A 19,582-nucleotide genomic window follows, 5' to 3' on the forward strand; every position below is an offset into this window, starting at 1 on the left:
CCGTCACATTCCTCGTCGCGGGAAAGCCGGGGCGCCGGCCGCCCCCGCTGCCTGTCGGAGGTAGGGGTTGGTGGCGCGCTCGCGGCCGATGGTGGTCTGACCGCCGTGGCCGGAGAGGACCACGGTGGAATCGTCGAGGGGCAGGCACACCCGGGCCAGCGAGCGCATGATCGCCTCGCTGTCCCCGCCCGGGAGGTCGGTACGCCCGATGGAGCCGGCGAACAGCAGGTCGCCCGAGAACAGCACCGGGGGGAGGTCCTCGGCGCCGGGCGTCCGGAAGGTCACCGACCCCCCGGTATGGCCCGGGGCGTGGTCCACCGTGAGCTGCAGGCCGGCCAGCTCCAGCACGCTGCCGTCGGTGAGCTCGCGCACGTCGTCGGGCTCGCCGACGGTGATCTCGCCCATCAGCTGGGTGCCCATGGAGCGGCCGAGCGCCTTCTCCGGGTCCGACATCATGTAGCGGTCCTCGGGGTGGATCCAGGCCGGGACGCCGCGGGCGCCGCAGACCGGGACCACCGAGGCGACGTGGTCGATGTGGCCGTGGGTGAGCAGCACGGCGACGGGCTTCAGCCGGTGCTCGCGGATCAGCTCCTCGACACCCTGGGCCGCCTGGTGGCCGGGGTCGACGATGACGCACTCCTCGCCCTGCGCCGGCGCGACCAGGTAGCAGTTGGTGCCCCAGGCTCCAGCGGGGAATCCGGCGATGAACACGCGCGTCCTTCGGGTGTGCGGCGACAGGCGGCGGCTACCAGTGATGGTGACCTGGATGACCTGGATAACTCAGATAAGGCAGCCTACCGGCGGTCCGGCTCCGGTTGCGAACCAGATAGCGGGCGCGCGCCCGGCCGTCTGACAGGTTCACCGCGTTCTTACGGGCCCGGTCCCTACACTTGGCCGCCGATGGATGCGATGATCCGCTCCGGAAACCATCCACTCTTCCCGCACATCCTCAGGAGACACGGCCGGTGGTCAGCAGCGAACAGCGGCGGCGGCAGCTCGCCCGCGAGAAGTACGAGCGCCAGATGGAGCGCCGCGTCGCGGCGGCGGCCGCCCGCAAGCGCCGGAACACGATCCTGGGCGCCTCGCTCGCCGTGGTCGTCCTGGCCGGCGGCGGCACCCTGATCGCCACGGGCGCCTTCAGCTCGGACGACAAGGACAAGACGAACACCGCCCAGGCGGCGCCGACCCAGCCGGCGACCGACGCCTCCCAGCCGACCGCCCCGCCGACCCGCAAGCCGGTCGAGGGCTGCGCGGACCCGGCGCCGGGCAAGCCCAACGGCAAGCAGTGGCAGGCCGAGCCCGCCATGACGATCGACACCGCCGGCACGTACACCGCGACGCTGGACACCAACTGCGGCAAGGTGACGATCGCCCTGGACGCGGCCAAGGCCCCGCACACGGTGAACTCCTTCGCCTTCCTGTCCGGCGAGCAGTACTTCGACCACACCAAGTGCCACCGCCTCACCACCGGCGGCATCTTCGTACTCCAGTGCGGCGACCCGACCGCCAGCGCGACCGTGCCGGGCGGCATGGGCGGCCCCGGCTACAAGTTCGCGGACGAGAACCTGACCGGCGCGACCTACCCGGCGGGCACCGTCGCGATGGCCAACTCCGGCCCGGGGACCAACGGGAGCCAGTTCTTCCTGGTCTACAAGGACACCCAGCTCGACTCGAAGTACACCCCCTTCGGCAAGATCACCGGGGGCCTGGACGTGCTGCAGAAGATCGCCGCCGCGGGCACCCTGGAGGGCAGCCCGGACGGCCACCCGATGGCCGACGTCACCTTCAACTCGGTTACCGTCTCGAAGGGTTGACAACCCCCGGGGCCTGCCGGAACGCGTGCCAGAGCGCGTTCCGGCGCGGCCCCGGCCCGAAATCGCCCGGCCCGGATGCGGACAGCACCGGGCCTGGTCGCCTATGTTGGCGTTGTGTAGGGTGCCCGGACCCGCCTTAGCCGTCACCCTCGGCAGCAAGACACGGCGGACGGGGACGGCGGACTCTTTCGGTCCGCCGCACATCAACTGTGGACGACGGACGCGCGCCGCCCCGGCGCGGGCGCGACGTCATGTGGAGGACGCGCTATGAGCAGCGACCCGTGGGGCCGTGTCGACGAGCAGGGCACGGTCTACGTCAGGACGGCCGACGGAGAACGCGTCGTGGGTTCCTGGCAGGCCGGCTCGCCCGAGGAGGCCCTGGCCTACTTCGAGCGCAAGTACCAGGGCATCGAGGTGGAGATCGGCCTGCTGGAGAAGCGGGTGCGCACCACCGACCTGGCCGCCAAGGACGCCCAGACCGCGCTGGAGCACCTGCGCGCGCAGGTGACCGAGGGGCACGCGGTGGGCGACCTGGACGCCCTGGCCAAGCGACTGGACACGCTGGCCGGTGAGATCGAGACCCGGCGCGAGGAGCGCAAGGCCGCCCGGGCCAAGGCCCAGGACGAGACCCGCACCGCCAAGGAGGCGCTGGTCTCCGAGGCCGAGCAGCTCGCCGGCTCCACCCAGTGGCGGGAGGCCGGAGACCGGCTGCGCGCCCTGGTGGACACCTGGAAGGGCCTGCCCCGGCTGGACCGCAAGAGCGACGACGAGCTGTGGCACCGCTTCTCGCACGCCCGCTCGGTCTTCTCCAAGCACCGCAAGGCGCACTTCGCGGCCCTGGACGCCGAGCGCGAGCAGGCCCGGCAGACCAAGGAGGCGCTGGTCGCCGAGGCCGAGGCGCTGTCCTCGTCGACCGAGTGGGGCGACACCGCGGCCGGCTACCGCGACCTGATGGCGCGCTGGAAGGCCGCCGGCCGGGCCCAGCGGGACGTCGAGGACGAGCTGTGGGCGCGGTTCCGCGGCGCGCAGGACGTCTTCTTCCAGGCCCGTTCCGCGGTGTTCAGCGAGCGGGACGCCGAGCAGGTGGCCAACCAGAAGCTCAAGGAGGCGCTGGCCGTCGAGGCCGAGGCGATCCTGCCGATCACCGACCTGAAGGCCGCCAAGGCCGCGCTGCGCGAGATCAACGAGCGCTGGGAGGCGATCGGGCACGTACCGCGCGACGCCCGTCCGAAGCTGGACGGCCGGCTGAACGCGGTCGAGCGGGCGATCCGCGAGACCGAGGACGCCGAGTGGAAGCGCTCCAACCCGGAGGCCAAGGCCCGCGCCGCCGGCATGGTCGGCCTCTTCCAGGCCAAGGCCGACAAGATCCAGGCCGACCTGGACAAGGCCCGCGCCGCCGGCAACGCCTCCAAGGTCGCCAAGCTGGAGTCCGAGCTGGCCGGCGTCCAGGAGCTGCTGGAGCAGGCCCACAAGAGCCAGGAGGAGTTCAGCGGCTGATCCCTCGGCCCGCTGGACGGCGAAGGCCCCCGGAGCGCTTGAACACAAGAGCTTCGGGGGCCTTCCTCATGCCCGTGGCACGTGCGTCACTTGCGGGCCGAGGTGACGCGATAGACGTCGTACACGCCCTCGACCCCGCGGACGGCCTTGAGCACGTGGCCCAGGTGCTTCGGGTCGCCCATCTCGAAGGTGAACCGGCTCATCGCGACCCGGTCGCGCGAGGTCTGCACCGCCGCGGACAGGATGTTGACGTGCTGGTCGGAGAGCACCCGGGTGACGTCCGAGAGCAGCCGCGAGCGGTCCAGCGCCTCGACCTGGATCGCGACCAGGAAGACCGAGGACTGGGTGGCGGCCCACTCGACGTCGATCATCCGCTCGGGCTGCTGGCTCAGCGCCTCGACGTTGACGCAGTCGGCGCGGTGCACCGAGACGCCGTTGCCGCGGGTCACGAAGCCGACGATCGGGTCTCCCGGCACCGGGGTGCAGCAGCGGGACAGCTTGACCCAGACGTCCTCGACACCCTTGACGATCACGCCCGGGTCGCCCTTGGCCCGGCGGCGGATCGCCCTGCGGGTGTCGTGCGTCGGGGTCGCGGTCTCGGCCAGGTCCTCGGTGGCGCCCTCCTCGCCGCCGAGCGCCTGGACCAGCTTCTGCACGATGTTCTGCGCGGCGACGTGCCCCTCGCCGATCGCGGCGTAGAGCGAGGAGATGTCGGGGTAGCGCATCTCGTGGGCCAGCGTGACCAGCGAGTCGCCGGTCAGGATCCGCTGGATCGGCAGGCCCTGCTTGCGCATCGCCCGGACGATCGCCTCCTTGCCGTGCTCGATCGCCTCCTCGCGGCGCTCCTTCGAGAACCAGGCACGGATCTTGTTGCGAGCGCGCGGCGACTTGACGAAGCCCAGCCAGTCCCGGGAGGGGCCGGCGTTCTCCGCCTTGGAGGTGAACACCTCGACGGTGTCGCCGTTCTCCAGGGTCGACTCCAGCGGCACCAGCCGCCCGTTCACCCGGGCCCCGATGGTCCGGTAGCCGACCTCGGTGTGCACCGCGAAGGCGAAGTCGACCGGGGTCGCGCCCGCCGGCAGGGCTATCACGTCGCCCTTGGGCGTGAAGACGAAGACCTCGTTGCTGGCCAGGTCGAAGCGGAGCGACTCCAGGAACTCGCCCGGGTCGGCGGTCTCCTTCTGCCAGTCCAGCAGCTGCCGCAGCCAGGCCATCTCGTTGACGGCGCCGGCCTTGTCGTCCTTGCGGACCTGGGTCGGCGTGTCGGTGCGCACCTTGGACGCGCCGGCCACCGCACGCTGCTTGTACTTCCAGTGCGCGGCGATGCCGTACTCGGCCCGCCGGTGCATGTCGAAGGTGCGGATCTGGAGCTCGACGGGCTTGCCGCCGGGCCCGATCACCGTCGTGTGCAGCGACTGGTACATGTTGAACTTGGGCATCGCGATGTAGTCCTTGAACCGCCCCGGCACCGGGTTCCACCGCGCGTGGATGGTGCCCAGCGCCGCGTAGCAGTCGCGGACGGTGTCGACCAGGACCCGGATGCCCACCAGGTCGTAGATCTCGGCGAAGTCCCGGCCCCGGACGATCATCTTCTGGTAGACCGAGTAGTAGTGCTTCGGCCGGCCCGTGACGGAGGCGGTGATCCGGGCGCCGCGCAGGTCGCCCTGGACCTGGTCGATGACGGTCGCCAGGTACTCGTCCCGCTTGGGGGCGCGCTCGGCGACCAGCCGGACGATCTCGTCGTACATCTTGGGGTAGAGGATCGCGAAGGCGAGGTCCTCCAGCTCCCACTTGATGGTGTTCATGCCCAGCCGGTGCGCCAGCGGGGCGTAGATCTCCAGCGTCTCGCGGGCCTTCTTCTCCTGCTTCTCCCGCTTGAGGTAGCGCATCGTGCGCATGTTGTGCAGGCGGTCGGCGAGCTTGATCACCAGGACGCGCGGGTCCTTGGCCATCGCGACGACCATCTTGCGGACGGTCTCGGCCTGCGCGGCCTCGCCGAACTTGACCCGGTCGAGCTTGGTGACACCGTCCACCAGCAGGGCCACCGAGTCGCCGAAGTCCTTGCGCAGGGTCTCCAGGCCGTAGTCGGTGTCCTCGACGGTGTCGTGCAGCAGCCCGGCCATCAGGGTCGGGGCGTCCATGCCCAGCTCGGCCAGGATGGTCGCGACGGCCAGCGGGTGGGTGATGTACGGGTCGCCGCTCTTGCGCTTCTGCCCGCGGTGCCACTTCTCGGCCACCGCGTAGGCGCGCTCGATGTCGCGCAGCAGCGCCGGGTCGGCCTTCGGGTCGTTCGCCCGGATCGAGCGGAACAGCGGCTCGAGGACGGGGTTGAGCACGCTGGAGCGCTGGCCGCCGAGGCGGGCCAGGCGGGCGCGCATGCCGCCGGCGGCGGAGCCGCGGCCGGTGGGCGGGAACGAACGCGAGGAGGTCGGCGCCGGACGTGCCGGGGTGGCCCCCGAGGGCGTGGGACGGTTTTCGGGGGCGGCCGCTGCGGCCGTGGGCACAACCTCGTCGGGCAAGGACACTCCTCGGGGCACCGGGGCCGGCCCCTCGCGGGCCGCGCCGCCAGCGCACAACCGGGAGGGGATGAATCTTCATGGTACCGAGCCGGGCGCTCCGGTGTTCAGCCGCCCGGGTGCGGACACGCGAAGGCGGCGGTCAGATGATCCGACCGCCGCCTGTCGCTCAGGTCCCGCAGGCCCCTCAGACCGTGACCAGCGTCTCCAGCGGGGCGCCGTCCAGGTGCCCGGCCAGCCGCTCGCGGCCGTCCAGGAAGCCCAGCTCCATCAGCACCACGACGCCCGCCAGCTCGGCGCCCGCCTCCTTCACCAGGTCCAGCGCGGCGCCGATGGTCCCGCCGGTGGCCAGCACGTCGTCCACCACCAGCACCCGCTCACCGGGCGCGAAGGCGTCGCACTGCACCTCCAGCGTCGCCAAGCCGTACTCCAGCTCGTACGAGCGCCGGAACACCTCGCCGGGCAGCTTGCCGGCCTTGCGGATCGGCACGAAGCCCAGCCCGGCCGCGAAGGCCGCCGGAGCCGCCAGCACGAAGCCGCGCGCCTCCAGACCGACCACCTTCGTCGCCCCGAGCGCCTGCGCCCGGTCCGCGAGCGCCCGGGTGAGGGCGCCGAAGGCCTCGGCGTCGGCGAGCAGCGGCGCGATGTCCTTGAACAGCACACCCGGCTTCGGGTGGTCCGGGACGTCCCGGATCCGGCTGTTCAGCAGATCGGCCAGTGCGGTGTCGGCGGTGGTCACGGTGTCCTGTCCTTCGGGTCGGGGCTCAGCGCTTGGTGGACGGACGGCCCTTGGCACGCGAGGTGCCGGCCGACCGGCCGCGCTGACCGACCATACCCGTCGGCTCGTCCGCGATCTCCTCGCCCTCCGAGCCCTCGCCGTCCTCGGCCGAGGCGGCCTTGGCCGCCTGGCTCGCGCGGTGCTGCAGGACCCGCTTGCGCAGCGCCTTCATCTGCGGCTGCTCCTCCTTGAGCTGCGCCAGCAGCGGGGTGGCGACGCAGATCGAGGAGTAGGCACCGGCCGCGAGACCGATGAACAGCGCGAGCGAGATGTCGTTCAGCGTGCCGGCGCCCAGGATGCCGCCACCGATGAACAGCAGCGCGGCGACCGGCAGCAGGGCGACCACGGTGGTGTTGAGCGAACGCACCAGGGTCTGGTTGAGGCCCGCGTTGGCCGCCTCGCTGTAGGTGAGCTTGTTCTGCTTGGTGAGCCCCTTGGTGTTCTCCTTCACGGTGTCGAAGACGACGACCGTGTCGTAGAGCGAGTACCCGAGGATCGTCAGGAAGCCGATCACCGTACCGGGGGTGACCTCGAAGCCCACCAGGGCGTACACGCCGATGGTGATCAGGAGGTCGTGGATGAGGGCGACCAGGGCGGCCACCGCCATCCGCCACTCGAAGGCGATCGCCAGGTAGGCCGTCACCAGGATCATGAAGACGATCAGACCGGTGAGCGCCTTGTCGGAGATCTGCTTGCCCCAGCTGGGGCCGATCACCTGGGCCTCGACGGTGTCCAGCGGCACGCCCAGCTTCTGCGAGAGCTGCGCACGGATGTCGTCCGAGCTCTTCTGCTCGTCGGTGCTGACCTGGACGCGGATCTTACCGTTGTCCGTCGACTGCACCAGCGGGTGCGAGGACACGATCTCGTTGGCGGTGGTCTGCGCCTGCGAGACGGTCAGCCCCGGCTTGTTGACGGTGTAGACCGAACCGCCCTTGAACTCGATGCCCAGGTGCAGGCCCATGGCCAGGCCGATCGCGGCGACCAGGACGATGACACCGGAGATCGAGTACCAGATCTTGCGGCGGCCGACGAAATCGAAGCTGATCTCGCCCTGGTAGAGCCGGTGGCCCAGATTGGAGAAGCGTGACACGGTGTCAGGCCTCCTTCACGGCGGCAGAGGAGGGGCTACGGCGACGGCTGCTGCGCAGCGGCGGGCGAGCGCCCAGCCGCTTCGGGTCCAGGCCGGACCACGGGTGGCCGTCGGCGAAGAACCTGCGCCGGGCCAGCAGCGTGATCAGCGGCTTGGTGAAGAGGAAGATCACCACGACGTCGAGCGCCGTGGTCAGACCCAGGGTGAAGGCGAAGCCCTGCACCTTGCCGACCGAGACGATGTAGAGCACCGCGGCACACAGGAAGGACACGAAGTCCGACACCAGGATGGTGCGCCGGGCGCGCGGCCAGGCCCGCTGGACCGCCGGGCGCAGCGGGGCACCCTCGCGGACCTCGTCGCGGATGCGCTCGAAGTACACGATGAACGAGTCGGCGGTGATACCGATCGCGACGATCGCACCGCAGACCGCCGGCAGGTTCAGCGCGAAGCCGATCCCGCCGCCGAGCAGGCTCATGATCGAGTAGGTCAGGATCGCCGAGACGACCAGACCCGCGATCGAGACCAGGCCGAGGCCGCGGTAGTAGATCACCGAGTAGGCGACCACCAGCAGCATGCCGATCGCACCGGCGATCAGACCGGCCTTGAGCTGGTCCGAGCCGAGCTGCGGGGACACGGTGGTGATGTCGCCCTTGCTGAACTCCAGCGGCAGGGCGCCGTAGCTCAGCACGTTGGCCAGGTCCTTGGCCTCGGTCTGGCTGAAGGTGCCGGAGATGACGGCGCTGCCGCCGGGGATGGCGTTGCGCACGTACGGGTGGGAGACGACCTCGCCGTCCAGCACGATGGCGAACTGGTTGGTCGGGTCGGGCATGGTGGCCAGCTTGCCGGTGACGTCGGCGAAGGCGCTGGTGCCCTTGTCGTTGAACTGGAGCTGGACCTGCCAGCCGCCGCCCTGCTGGGTGTCGATGGACGGCTGGGCCTTGGAGACGTCCGATCCCTTCACGGCCACCGGGCCGAGGGCGAGCTTGGCGTAGGCGCCGCCGCGCTCGGGGTTCTGGGTGCAGGCGACGACCGGCTTGTCCTCGGGCTGCTGACCGAACTGCTGACGCAACTCGGGCTTGGTGCAGTCGAGGTCGCTGAACGCCTTCTGCAGCTCCGGCGGCACGGTGCCCTGGGTCATCGCGGCGGAGAGGTCGGCCGGGTTCGGGGCCGTGGCGGGGGCGCTCGGGGTGCCGGAGGCGGCCGCGGACGGCGCGCCGGAGGCCGGGGCGCTGGCGGTGCCGCTCGGGTTGGCGGCCACGCCGGTGGCGGCCGTGGAGGGGCTGGCGTCGGCCGCGAGGGCCTCACCGACGGCGCGGCCCTGCTTGGTGGCGCTCGCGCTCGCGCTCGGGGTGGCGGAGGCGGCGGCGGACGGCGTGCCGGAGGCGGCGGCGCTCGGGGCGGCCGAACCGGTGGCCGACGGGGCCGCGCCCGGGGTGCCGGAGGCACCGGCGGACGGGGTGGCGGTGGGGGCCGGGACCTGGAGACCGCTGGGCGCCACGGCCAGGACCGGGCGGAAGTAGAGCTTCGCGGTGGTGCCGACCTGTTCCGCGGTGTTCTGCCGGTCGCCGCCCTTGGGAATGTTCACGATGATCGTGTCCGAGCCCTGGGTCTGGACCTCCGCCTCGGAGACACCCATCCCGTTGACCCGGCGCTCGATGATCCCGGTGGCGATGTCCATGTTGGACTTGTTGATCGCCTTGGGGTCGGTCGACTTCGCGGTCAGCGTGATGCTGGTGCCGCCGGCGAGGTCGATGCCGAGCCTGGGCTTGGTGTTGCCCGTCCCGAACATGAGGGCGACCAGTCCGACGGTGACGACCAGGATGAGGGCCAGTGCCCGCCCTGGGTAGCCGTCGCGCGGGCGCGACTTGGGTGTTGCCACCTTGCTCGTTTCTCCCTGTCCATGCCACCTCCCCGACCGGACCCCCGTCCGGCTCGTGGCGGGACGGGGGCATGGCGGTCTGGCGGCCCTGAAGTCCTGTGGGCTCGCGGCACTGCGCCGCGCGGCCGGGCGGGTTGCCCGGCCGTACTACTTGCTCGCGGGAGCCCCGCCCTCGGCATCGCCCTTCTCGGCGCTGTCCTTGGTGAGCGTCAGCGGCTTGTCCTCGACCGGCGCGGCGTCGGCGTCCACGTCCTCCGGCTCGGGCAGCTCGTCCTCGGCGGGGCGGCCGTTGATGATCGCGTCGTACTCCTGGGGCTCCAGGACGGCCGCGATCGCGCTCTTGGTGAAGTGGGTGACCACGCCGGGCGCGATCTCCAGCTCGACGGTCTCGTCGTTGACCGCCTTCACCTGGGCGTACAGACCCCCGATGGTGCGCACTCCCGCCCCGGGCTCCAGCGAGGTCTGCATCGACTGCATCTGCTGCTGGCGCTTCTTCTGCGACCGGAACATGAGCACGATCGCGATGATGGGGAGGAGAAGGATGATGAAGTTCACTGCAGCCAGGGTCCTTTACGGGTCGCCGGTCGGCGGCCTGTGTGGTATTGGTCGGCCCGTCAGGTGAGAGGGGCGGTCCGGCGGAGTCTAGGCGACCCCGAACTGATCGGACAACGCCAAGCATCGCATCCTGCCGCCGAAAGTGGCGACCCTCCGCCTGCACGGTTTCCCCGGACTTCGTCCTTGGCTTCTCCGCCGGCTTCCCCGCGCGGCGCGTCGCCGGGCCCCTCGGGAACCGGGGACGCACGTCACCCGTTCAGCCCTCGTCGGGCGGGAAGAGTTCGGCCTGGGCCGGGACGATGCCGCGAGTGGGCTGGACCGGCGGGGTCAGCCCGAGGTGCTGCCAGGCGGCGGCGGTGGCGATCCGGCCGCGCGGGGTGCGGGCGAGCAGGCCCTCGCGCACCAGGAAGGGCTCGGCGACCTCCTCGACCGTCTCGGCCTCCTCACCGACTGCGACCGCCAATGTCGACAAACCGACCGGGCCGCCGCCGAACAGCCGCAGCAGCGCGTCCAGCACCGCGCGGTCCAGCCGGTCCAGGCCGCGGGCGTCCACCTCGTAGACGTCCAGCGCCTGGGCCGCGATCCCGGCGGTGACCACGCCGTCGTGCCGGACCTGGGCGTAGTCGCGGACCCGGCGCAACAGCCGGTTGGCGATGCGCGGCGTGCCGCGCGAGCGCCCGGCGATCTCGGCCGCGCCGGCCGGGTCGATCTCGACGTCCAGCAGTGCGGCCGAGCGGTGCACCACCCGCTGGAGCTCGGCCGGCGCGTAGAACTCCATGTGCCCGGTGAAGCCGAACCGGTCCCGCAGCGGCGGCGGCAGCAGGCCGGCCCGGGTGGTGGCGCCGACCAGGGTGAAGGGCGGCAGCTCCAGCGGGATGGCGGTGGCGCCCGGGCCCTTGCCGACGATCACGTCGACCCGGAAGTCCTCCATCGCCATGTAGAGCATCTCCTCGGCGGGCCGGGACATCCGGTGGATCTCGTCGAGGAACAGCACCTCGCCCTCGGTGAGTGAGGAGAGGATCGCCGCGAGGTCGCCCGCGTGCTGGATGGCCGGCCCCGAGGTGATCCGGATCGGCGCGCCCAGCTCGGCCGCGATGATCATCGACAGGGTCGTCTTGCCGAGCCCGGGCGGGCCGCTCAGCAGCACGTGGTCCGGTGCGGCCCCGCGCTTGCGGGCGGCCTGGAGCACCAGGGACAGCTGCTCGCGCACCCGCTCCTGGCCGATGAACTCGTCCAGCAGCTTGGGCCGCAGCGCCGCCTCGACCGCCTGGTCCTCGCCGTCGGCGGCGGCCGTGACCAGCCGGTCGGCCGCCGGGTCGGAGTCGTACGGGGTCATCAGCGAGGGCTCCAATGTCGACAAACGGACAGATCGTCAGATGGGCTTCAGCGGGCGCGGTTCAGGGTGCGCAGCGCGGCCTTGAGCAGGGCGCCGACGTCGGTGACGGCCTGCGCCTGCGCCTGCGGGGCGACGGCGTCGACCGCCTCGTCCGCCTCCTTCGGCGCGTACCCGAGGCCGACCAGCGCGGAGTGCAGCTGCTCGCTCCACGGCGCGGGCCCGGCGGCGAGCGGCTTCTGCGCCGGGACGCTGCCGTGCGGGGCGCCCAGCTTGTCCTTGTACTCCAGCAGCAGCTTGGCCGCCTTGGCCTTGCCGATGCCGGGCACGGCCACCAGGGCTTTCTCGTCCCCGTTCGCCACGGCCAGCCGCAGCGCGTCGGGGCTGTGCACGCCGAGGATCGCCTGCGCGAGCTTCGGCCCGACCCCCGGCGCGGCCTGCAGGATCTCGAAGACGGCCCGCTCGTCGTCGTCCGCGAAGCCGAACAGCGTCAGCGAGTCCTCCCGGACGACGAGCGAGGTGGCGAGCCGGGCCGGCTCCCCCAGCCGCAGCCCGGCCAGCGTGTTCGGCGTGCACTGCACGGCCATGCCGACCCCGCCGACCTCGACGACCGCGAGCCCGGCGGAGATGGCCGCCACGGGTCCTTGCACGAAGGCGATCACCGGCTACTGCCTTTCACGGGAGTGGATCGGGCTTTTCTGGGGGGTGGCGCGGGCCGCCTGGATCGCGGCCTCCAGGCGGTTCGTCGTCCGGCCGCGCCAGATGTGGCAGATGGCCAGCGCCAGCGCGTCGGCGGCGTCGGCCGGCTTCGGCGGGGCGTCCAGCCGCAGCAGGCGCTGCACCATGGCGGTGACCTGCGCCTTGTCGGCCCGGCCCGAGCCGGTGACGGCGGCCTTGACCTCGCTCGGGGTGTGCAGGGTGACGGGGATGCCGCGCCGGGTGGCGCACAGCATCGCGACGGCGCTGGCCTGGGCGGTGCCCATCACCGTCCGGACGTTGTGCTGGGCGAACACCCGCTCGACGGCGACCAGGTCGGGCCGGTGCTCGTCGAGCCAGCGCTCCATGCCCTGCTCGACCAGCAGCAGCCGCTGCCCGATCTCCGCGTCCGCGGGCGTGCGCACGACGCCGACCCCGGCCATCCGCAGCGGCCGCCCCGGCGCGCCCTCGACCACGCCGACACCGCACCTGGTCAGCCCCGGGTCCACGCCCAGTACCCGCACGTCACGCCCCGCCTCTCGTCCTCGACCTGCGAAGGCTACCGTCCCGGTCGGACAACCCGACCGACGACACCGGCCCGGTGGTCCAGGGACCACCGGGCCGGGCAGTGAGAACGGTCACCCGCCGTCGATCAGGCGACGGTCGGTCACTCGGCGTCGAGCTGCGCGCCGACCTCGTCCGAGATGTCGAAGTTGGCGAAGACGTTCTGCACGTCGTCGCTGTCCTCCAGCGCGTCGATCAGCTTCAGGATCTTGCGGGCGCCGTCGACGTCCAGCTCGACCTGCATGCTCGGGAGGAAGTTGGCCTCGGCCGAGTCGTAGTCGACGCCGGCGTCGACCAGGGCGGTGCGGACGGCGACCATCTTCGAGGCCTCGGAGACGATCTCGAACGAGTCGCCGAGGTCGTTGATCTCCTCCGGCTCCTGGTCGAGGACGACCTCGAAGAGCTTGTCCTCGTCCACGCCGTCGGCCTTGGGGACGATCACGACACCCTTGCGGGTGAACAGGTACGACACCGAGCCCGGGTCGGCCATCGAGCCGCCGTTGCGGGTCATCGCGACGCGCACGTCGGAGGCGGCGCGGTTGCGGTTGTCGGTGAGGCACTCGATCAGGACCGCGACACCGTTCGGGCCGTAGCCCTCGTACATGATGGTCTGGTAGTCGGCGCCGCCGGCCTCCAGGCCGCCACCGCGCTTGACGGCGCGGTTGATGTTGTCGATCGGGACCGAGCTCTTCTTCGCCTTCTGGATGGCGTCGTAGAGGGTCGGGTTGCCGGCCGGGTCGGGCCCGCCGGTGCGCGCCGCCACCTCGATGTTCTTGATCATCTTGGCGAAGAGCTTGCCGCGCTTGGCGTCGATCACGGCCTTCTTGTGCTTGGTGGTAGCCCACTTAGAGTGGCCGGACATCGCCAGCTCCTTTACGTCGCCAAATGGAAATGAAACAGCTGAGATCTTACCGGTGTCGTCACCGGTGAGGTGCACACGGTCAGCACGCGGCCCCGCGGGCTACGCGGCGAGGTGCTCCTCGACCATCCGCACGAAGTAGGCGTGCACCCGGTGGTCGCCGGTGAGCTCCGGGTGGAACGACGTGGCCAGCAGGTTCCCCTGGCGCACCGCCACGATCCGGCTCTCCGGACCGTCCGCGGCCGGCAGCTCGGCCAGCACCTCGACGCCCGCGCCGACCGCCTCGACCCAGGGCGCGCGGATGAACACGCCGTGCACCGGCGCGTCGCCCAGGCCCTCGAAGGCGATCCCGGACTCGAAGGACTCGTTCTGGCGCCCGAAGGCGTTGCGCCGCACGGTCATGTCGATGCCGCCGACGGTCTCCTGGTCCTCGCGGCCGTCCAGGATCTTGTCCGCCAGCATGATCATGCCCGCGCAGGTGCCGTACACCGGCATCCCGGCGGCGACCCGCTCGCGCAGCGGCTGCATCACGTCGAACAGCAGGGCCAGCTTGGACATGGTGGTGGACTCCCCGCCGGGGATCACCAGCGCGTCGACCTCGGCCAGCTCCTCGGCGCGGCGCACCGGACGGGCGAGCGCGTCGGCCTCGGCCAGCGCCACCAGGTGCTCGCGGACGTCGCCCTGCAGGGCGAGGACGCCGATGACTGGAGTGCTCACGGTCTTCAACCTCGTTCGATCTTCTGGAGGAATGCGTGGCACGGCCCGCCGCGCGCCGAGGCGCTGCGGCGGGCCGGCCCGGGTACGGGGGCGATTACCAGCCGCGGTTGGCGTAGCGCTCGGTCTCCGGCAGGGTGTCGCAGTTGATGCCGACCATGGCCTCGCCGAGGTTGCGGGAGGCGTCGGCGATGATCTTCGGGTCGTCGTAGAAGGTGGTGGCCTTCACGATGGCGGCGGCGCGCTTGGCCGGGTCGCCCGACTTGAAGATGCCGGAGCCGACGAACACGCCCTCGGCGCCCAGCTGGCGCATCAGCGCGGCGTCGGCCGGGGTGGCCACGCCACCGGCGGAGAACAGCACGACCGGCAGCTTGCCGAGCTCGGCGACCTCCTTGACCAGCTCGTACGGGGCGCGCAGCTCCTTGGCGGCGGCGTACAGCTCGTTGTGGTCCAGGGCGCGCAGGTGGCCGATCTCGTTCTTGATCTGGCGCAGGTGACGGACGGCCTCGACGACGTTGCCGGTGCCGGCCTCGCCCTTCGAGCGGATCATGGCCGCGCCCTCGGCGATGCGGCGCAGGGCCTCGCCCAGGTTGGTGGCACCGCAGACGAAGGGGGTGGTGAAGGCCCACTTGTCGGAGTGGTTGACCTCGTCGGCCGGGGTCAGGACCTCGGACTCGTCGATGTAGTCGACGCCGAGCGACTGCAGGACCTGGGCCTCGACGAAGTGGCCGATGCGGGACTTGGCCATGACCGGGATCGAGACCGCCTCGATGATCTCCTCGATCATGTTCGGGTCCGACATGCGGGCCACGCCGCCGTCCTTGCGGATGTCGGCCGGGACCCGCTCCAGCGCCATGACGGCGACAGCGCCGGCGTCCTCGGCGATCTTCGCCTGCTCGGCGTTGACCACGTCCATGATCACACCGCCCTTGAGCTGCTCGGCCATGCCGCGCTTCACCCGGGCGGTGCCGATCTGCGGCTGGTCTGCGGTGGTGGGGGTGGTGGACACGTGAGACCTCACTCGAAGAATGAACCAGTGCTATCGCCCTATGGTAGGCGCATGAATTGACGCATCCATGCGCCACCAAGTCCAGCCCGCACCACCGGATGCGACAAACAGGCCGTATCCGTGCACGGACCTCCGTGCACGGACGTCAGGCCGGTGCGCCCTCGGGCGTGAGGGCCGGCGGCGGTGCGTCGTCCATCTCGAACGCCATCGGGAACGGCGCCTTCCCGGCCAGCCGGAAGTACCGCACCAGCCGGTGCTGGCGCACCGCCCGCGCCGCCCGCACCGCGTCGTTGTGGAACCGGCGCGCCATCGGCACCCGCCGGACCGCCGCCGTCAGGTCCTTCACGGCCTCCTCGCCGCCCGGCTCGGCCACCAGCGCCGCCACCTGCTCCGGCTCGGCGAACACCGCCCGCAGCGCCAGGCTCAGCTGGCTCTCCGCCACCTCGCGCTGCTCGTCGTCCGCCTGCCGGGCCGCATGCGCCGCGTCCAGCAACAGCAGCGAGGCCGCCGGGTCCAGCAGCGAGGAGGTGGCCAGCTCCATCGCCACCGACGCCCGGCGGACCAGCTGCGCGTCCAGCGCCGCACGGGCGGCGTCGATCCGGGCGTGCAACCGGTCCAGCCGACCGGCCGTCCAACTCAGGTACATGCCGAACAGCACCACGGCCACGCCGGCCCAGATCCACGTAGTCACGGGCCGCTACGTTACCGGGTGTCACCGGCCACCCGATCGGCGTCAGCCCCGGACGGCCGCGTTGCGGTAGCACTCCCGGTCGATGTCCGCGATGTCCACCGCCGTGAACAGGCGCGTTCCGGGCGCCGGCTTCACGTACTGGGCCAGCAGGGCCAGGACGCCCTCGCTGAGCGCGGCCTTCGCCTCCGGGGTCCGGCCGGGGAAGATCTGGAACTCGACGAACACCTGCGCGTCGTCCGGCGTCCCGCTCGTGCCGACGACGAGCGCCTCGCTCTGCCGGAACACGGTCTTGCAGGAGTCCGGCTTGGCGTCGATCGTCTCCTCCGCGAGCCGGTTGATCGCGAGGCCCAGGCCCCGGCGGTCGAAGGTCCCGGCCAGGCTCGACGAGTAGTCGACGGAAATCTGCGGCATCGGTTGCCCCCATGCGTCAAGCGATACGGTCGCCCGACCCTAACTCCACCGACACCCGGCCCGGCCACGGCCCCCGCCGGAGTCGATCAGTCCCTCGCCAGCCCGAACCGGCTCCGCCGCCCGCTGCGCACGTCCTCCTCGACGACCGCCGCCGCACCCGCCGTCACCGTCTCGTACACCGCGAGGATGTCCGCCCCGACCGTCGACCAGTCGAACCGCCGCACGTGCCGCGACGCCGCCTTCCGCAGCTGCTCCAGCCGCGCCGGATCCCCCAGCAGCCGCAGCGCCGACCGCGCCAGCGCGTCCGCGTCCTCCACCGGGAACAGCTCGCCCGCGTCGCCCCCGTCCAGCACCTGCTTGAACGCGTCCAGATCGCTCGCCAGCACCGGAGCACCCGCCGACATCGCCTCGACGAGGATGATCCCGAAGCTCTCGCCGCCGGTGTTCGGCGCCACGTACAGGTCGACGCTGCGCAGCAGCCGCGCCTTCTCCCGGTCGCTCACCATGCCCAGGAACTCGACCTGCCCGCGCACCTCGGGCGCGAGGCCCGCCACGGCCTCCTCCTCGTCGCCCTTGCCGGCCACCAGCAGGCGCACGCCCGGCCGCTCGGCCAGGATCCTCGGCAGCGCCGCGAGCAGCGTCGGCAGCCCCTTGCGCGGCTCGTTGATCCGCCCGATGAAGCCGATCGTGCCCGGCTCGCCCTGTGCCGCACCGCCCGTCCAGCGCTCGTCCGGCTCGGCGCCCGCGAAGAAGCCGACGTCCACGCCGTTCGGGATCACCACCGCGTCCCCGCCCAGGTGCTCGACCAGCGTCCGCCGGGCGTACTCCGACACCGCGATCCGGGCCCGCATCTTCTCCAGCCCCGGCTGGAGGATCGGCGAGGCCGCGATCATCGCCCGCGAGCGCGGGTTCGACGTGTGGAACGTCCCCACCATCGGCCCCGACGCCGACCACGCGGCCAGCATCGACAGGCTCGGCGAGGCCGGCTCGTGCACGTGCAGGATGTCGAACCGCCCGTCGTGCAGCCACCGCCGCACCCGCGCCGCCGACAGGATCCCGAAGCTCAGCCGCGCCACCGACCCGTTGTACGGCACCGCCACCGCCCGCCCGGCCGAGACCACGTACGGCGGCAGCGCCTCGTCGTCCTCGGCGGGCGCCAGCACCGACACCTCGTGGCCGAGGCGGATCAGGTGCTCGGCCAGGTCCCGGATGTGGAACTGCACACCGCCGGGGACGTCCCAGTCGTACGGGCAGACGATGCCGATCTTCACGGGTTCCTCATGCTCCTTCGCGTGCTCCGGTACGACAGGGGCCGGGCCTCAGGACCCGGTCGCCTCCGCCGCGGGCTCGCCGGCCGGCTCCGGCACGTCCTCCCGCACCGGCAGGACCCGCTCCCCCGCCTTCTCCCCAACCGTCTCACGGACCGGCAGGTCGGAAAGCCAGAAGCGCTGCAGCATGTGCCAGTCCTCGGGGTGCTCGGCGATCCCCCGCTCCCACACGTCCGCCATCGCCTGCGTCATCGCCAGCGTCCGCTCCCTGCGGTCGCCCTCGGCCGGCACCGGCACCTCCGGGTGGATCCGCGCCCGCAGCACCGGCCCGTCGTACCAGAGCGTCACCGGCAGCAGCGCCGCCCCGGTCCGCTGGCACAGCGCCGCCGGCCCGGCCGGCATCCGCGTCGCCTCGCCGAAGAACGACACCTCGATGCCCGCCTCCGACAGGTCCCGGTCCCCCACCAGACACACCAGCCGCCCCTCGCGCAGCCGCCGCGCCAGGGTGCCGATCACGTTCACCCCGCCGCCGGTCAACGCCAGGACCTCCATGCCCTGGCCCTCCCGGAACGCCACGAACCGGTCGAACAGCCGCTCCGGCTTCAGCCGCTCCGCGACCGTCGTGAACGGATGGCCCTGCTGCGCCACCCACGTGCCCGCGAGGTCCCAGTTGCCCATGTGCGGCAGCGCTATCACCGCGCCCCGACCGGCCTCCACCGCCCCGCGCAGGTGCTCGAAACCCTCCACCTGCACGTCCCGGGCGACCCGGCCCCGGCTCCACACCGGCAGCCGGAACGACTCCATCCAGTACCGCAGGTACGAGCGCATCCCCGCCCGCGACAGCGCCCGCAGCGCGCCCTCGTCCAGCCCCGGACGGACCCGCCGCAGGTTCGCCTCCAGCTGGAGCACCCGCTTGCCGCGCCGGCGCCACGCGTAGTCCGCCAGCCCGTCGAACAGCGCCCGCGCCACCCGCTCCGGAAGGTGCTTCAGCACCGCCCAGCCCAGCGCGTACGCCCAGTACACCAGTCGGTCCGTCACCGCAGGACGCCCCCCATCAGCTCCCGGCCGCCACGCGGTCGGCCTCGAACGCCTCCCGGCGCACGGTCAGCATCCGCTGCAGCACCGTGATCACACTGCCCACCGCGACCAGCCACAGCGCCACCGGCAGCAGCCACTCCACGTACGGCACCCCGAACGTGTGCAGACCCGAGACCCCGGCCGCCACCAGGCTGGCCACCAGCCGCTCGGCCCGCTCCACCAGCCCCGACACGTCGCACGGCAGGCCCTGGCTCTGTGCCCGCGCCTTCGTGTACGACACCACGAGACCGCTGGCCAGGCACACGATCGCCACCGCGCACAGCAGGTTGTCGTCCCCCTTGCCCGCGTACCACATCGCGAGCCCGCCGAAGATCGCCGCATCGGCGACGCGGTCCAGCGTCGAGTCCAGGAACGCGCCCCACTTGGTGCTCCGGCCCAGCTGGCGGGCCATGTTCCCGTCCACCAGGTCCGAGAAGATGAACAGCGTGATCGTGATGGTGCCCCAGAAGAACTCCCCCCGCGGGAAGAACACCAGCGCACCGGCCACCGAACCGGCGGTACCGATCAGCGTCACGGCGTCCGGGCTCACGCCCAGCCGGATCAGGAACGCGGCGAACGGGGTCAGAACACGTGTGAAGAAGGCACGCGCGTATTTGTTGAGCATGGCCTTCCCGACCGCTCCGATCTCCCAGGTACCCGCCTGGCGCAACACTCGCGGCAGACGGCCGGACGGATCAGCCCATCCGGCGCACCCATCGTAGCCACGCCGACGACACGGTCCGGCGCACGCACCGCCCGACGGCGCACCGACCACGCCGCACGCGCGTACGACGATCGCCCGCACCGTACGACACGCGCCCCGGCGAGACC

19 protein-coding genes are annotated in these 19,582 nt (G+C 71.9%); 2 read left to right on the plus strand and 17 right to left on the minus strand.

From position 1 onward, the window contains the following. Positions 1–3 precede the first annotated feature (3 nt). Complete coding sequence (locus ACWCXH_RS21070) at positions 4–711, minus strand: MBL fold metallo-hydrolase (protein WP_449802955.1); 708 nt, start codon at positions 709–711, stop codon at positions 4–6. A gap of 254 nt (positions 712–965) precedes the next feature. Here ACWCXH_RS21070 and ACWCXH_RS21075 point away from each other — a divergent pair, with 254 nt between their 5' ends. Continuing rightward, positions 966–1,814 carry a peptidylprolyl isomerase gene (locus tag ACWCXH_RS21075; RefSeq protein ID WP_449802956.1) on the plus strand — a complete coding sequence of 283 codons (849 nt, stop codon included), beginning with the start codon at positions 966–968 and terminating at the stop codon, positions 1,812–1,814. Positions 1,815–2,081: 267 nt separating this feature from the next. Further along, the gene (locus tag ACWCXH_RS21080) at positions 2,082–3,311 is read left to right on the plus strand and encodes a DUF349 domain-containing protein (RefSeq protein WP_449802957.1); all 1,230 of its coding nucleotides are present in this window, start codon (positions 2,082–2,084) and stop codon (positions 3,309–3,311) included. Between the two features lie 86 nt (positions 3,312–3,397). Here the strand turns inward: ACWCXH_RS21080 and ACWCXH_RS21085 are convergent, their stop codons facing one another. The 16 genes from ACWCXH_RS21085 to pgsA all read right to left on the minus strand — a co-directional run bounded on the left by ACWCXH_RS21085 (position 3,398) and on the right by pgsA (position 19,376). Continuing rightward, positions 3,398–5,830 carry a RelA/SpoT family protein gene (locus tag ACWCXH_RS21085; RefSeq protein WP_449802958.1) on the minus strand — a complete coding sequence of 811 codons (2,433 nt, stop codon included), beginning with the start codon at positions 5,828–5,830 and terminating at the stop codon, positions 3,398–3,400. Between the two features lie 184 nt (positions 5,831–6,014). Then, positions 6,015–6,566, minus strand: a complete 552-nt coding sequence (locus ACWCXH_RS21090) for an adenine phosphoribosyltransferase (protein WP_449802959.1) — start codon at positions 6,564–6,566, stop codon at positions 6,015–6,017. Between the two features lie 25 nt (positions 6,567–6,591). After that, positions 6,592–7,695: a protein translocase subunit SecF gene (gene secF / locus ACWCXH_RS21095; protein WP_449802960.1), complete on the minus strand. Its 1,104-nt coding sequence runs from the start codon at positions 7,693–7,695 to the stop codon at positions 6,592–6,594. Between the two features lie 4 nt (positions 7,696–7,699). Next, a complete protein-coding gene (secD, locus tag ACWCXH_RS21100; RefSeq protein ID WP_449802961.1) occupies positions 7,700–9,574 on the minus strand; it encodes a protein translocase subunit SecD in 1,875 nt (624 codons plus the stop codon). 147 nt (positions 9,575–9,721) lie between these two features. Further along, a complete protein-coding gene (gene yajC / locus ACWCXH_RS21105; RefSeq protein WP_449802962.1) occupies positions 9,722–10,129 on the minus strand; it encodes a preprotein translocase subunit YajC in 408 nt (135 codons plus the stop codon). Between the two features lie 256 nt (positions 10,130–10,385). Next, positions 10,386–11,465, minus strand: a complete 1,080-nt coding sequence (gene ruvB / locus ACWCXH_RS21110; protein WP_449802963.1) for a Holliday junction branch migration DNA helicase RuvB — start codon at positions 11,463–11,465, stop codon at positions 10,386–10,388. Positions 11,466–11,512: 47 nt separating this feature from the next. Continuing rightward, complete coding sequence (gene ruvA, locus ACWCXH_RS21115) at positions 11,513–12,124, minus strand: Holliday junction branch migration protein RuvA (RefSeq protein WP_449802964.1); 612 nt, start codon at positions 12,122–12,124, stop codon at positions 11,513–11,515. A gap of 3 nt (positions 12,125–12,127) precedes the next feature. Then, complete coding sequence (gene ruvC / locus ACWCXH_RS21120) at positions 12,128–12,682, minus strand: crossover junction endodeoxyribonuclease RuvC (RefSeq protein ID WP_449802965.1); 555 nt, start codon at positions 12,680–12,682, stop codon at positions 12,128–12,130. A gap of 143 nt (positions 12,683–12,825) precedes the next feature. Beyond that, on the minus strand, positions 12,826–13,584 hold the full coding sequence (locus tag ACWCXH_RS21125; RefSeq protein ID WP_049651428.1) for a YebC/PmpR family DNA-binding transcriptional regulator: 759 nt from the start codon (positions 13,582–13,584) through the stop codon (positions 12,826–12,828). Between the two features lie 99 nt (positions 13,585–13,683). Beyond that, positions 13,684–14,298, minus strand: a complete 615-nt coding sequence (gene pdxT, locus ACWCXH_RS21130; RefSeq protein WP_449802966.1) for a pyridoxal 5'-phosphate synthase glutaminase subunit PdxT — start codon at positions 14,296–14,298, stop codon at positions 13,684–13,686. Between the two features lie 94 nt (positions 14,299–14,392). Continuing rightward, complete coding sequence (gene pdxS / locus ACWCXH_RS21135; RefSeq protein WP_449802967.1) at positions 14,393–15,304, minus strand: pyridoxal 5'-phosphate synthase lyase subunit PdxS; 912 nt, start codon at positions 15,302–15,304, stop codon at positions 14,393–14,395. A gap of 145 nt (positions 15,305–15,449) precedes the next feature. Continuing rightward, positions 15,450–15,995, minus strand: coding sequence for a hypothetical protein (locus tag ACWCXH_RS21140; protein ID WP_449802968.1), 546 nt, complete (start codon positions 15,993–15,995; stop codon positions 15,450–15,452). Between the two features lie 42 nt (positions 15,996–16,037). Next, positions 16,038–16,406, minus strand: a complete 369-nt coding sequence (locus ACWCXH_RS21145) for a 5-carboxymethyl-2-hydroxymuconate Delta-isomerase (RefSeq protein ID WP_449802969.1) — start codon at positions 16,404–16,406, stop codon at positions 16,038–16,040. An 86-nt stretch (positions 16,407–16,492) separates the two neighbouring features. Further along, complete coding sequence (locus ACWCXH_RS21150; RefSeq protein ID WP_449802970.1) at positions 16,493–17,677, minus strand: glycosyltransferase family 4 protein; 1,185 nt, start codon at positions 17,675–17,677, stop codon at positions 16,493–16,495. Positions 17,678–17,725: 48 nt separating this feature from the next. Then, positions 17,726–18,712, minus strand: a complete 987-nt coding sequence (locus ACWCXH_RS21155) for a phosphatidylinositol mannoside acyltransferase (protein WP_449802971.1) — start codon at positions 18,710–18,712, stop codon at positions 17,726–17,728. Between the two features lie 16 nt (positions 18,713–18,728). Further along, positions 18,729–19,376 (minus strand): phosphatidylinositol phosphate synthase, encoded by a 648-nt coding sequence (gene pgsA / locus ACWCXH_RS21160; protein WP_449802972.1) that lies wholly within the window; start codon positions 19,374–19,376, stop codon positions 18,729–18,731. Positions 19,377–19,582: the final 206 nt, after the last annotated feature.

The organism is Kitasatospora sp. NPDC001660, assembly GCF_053596725.1.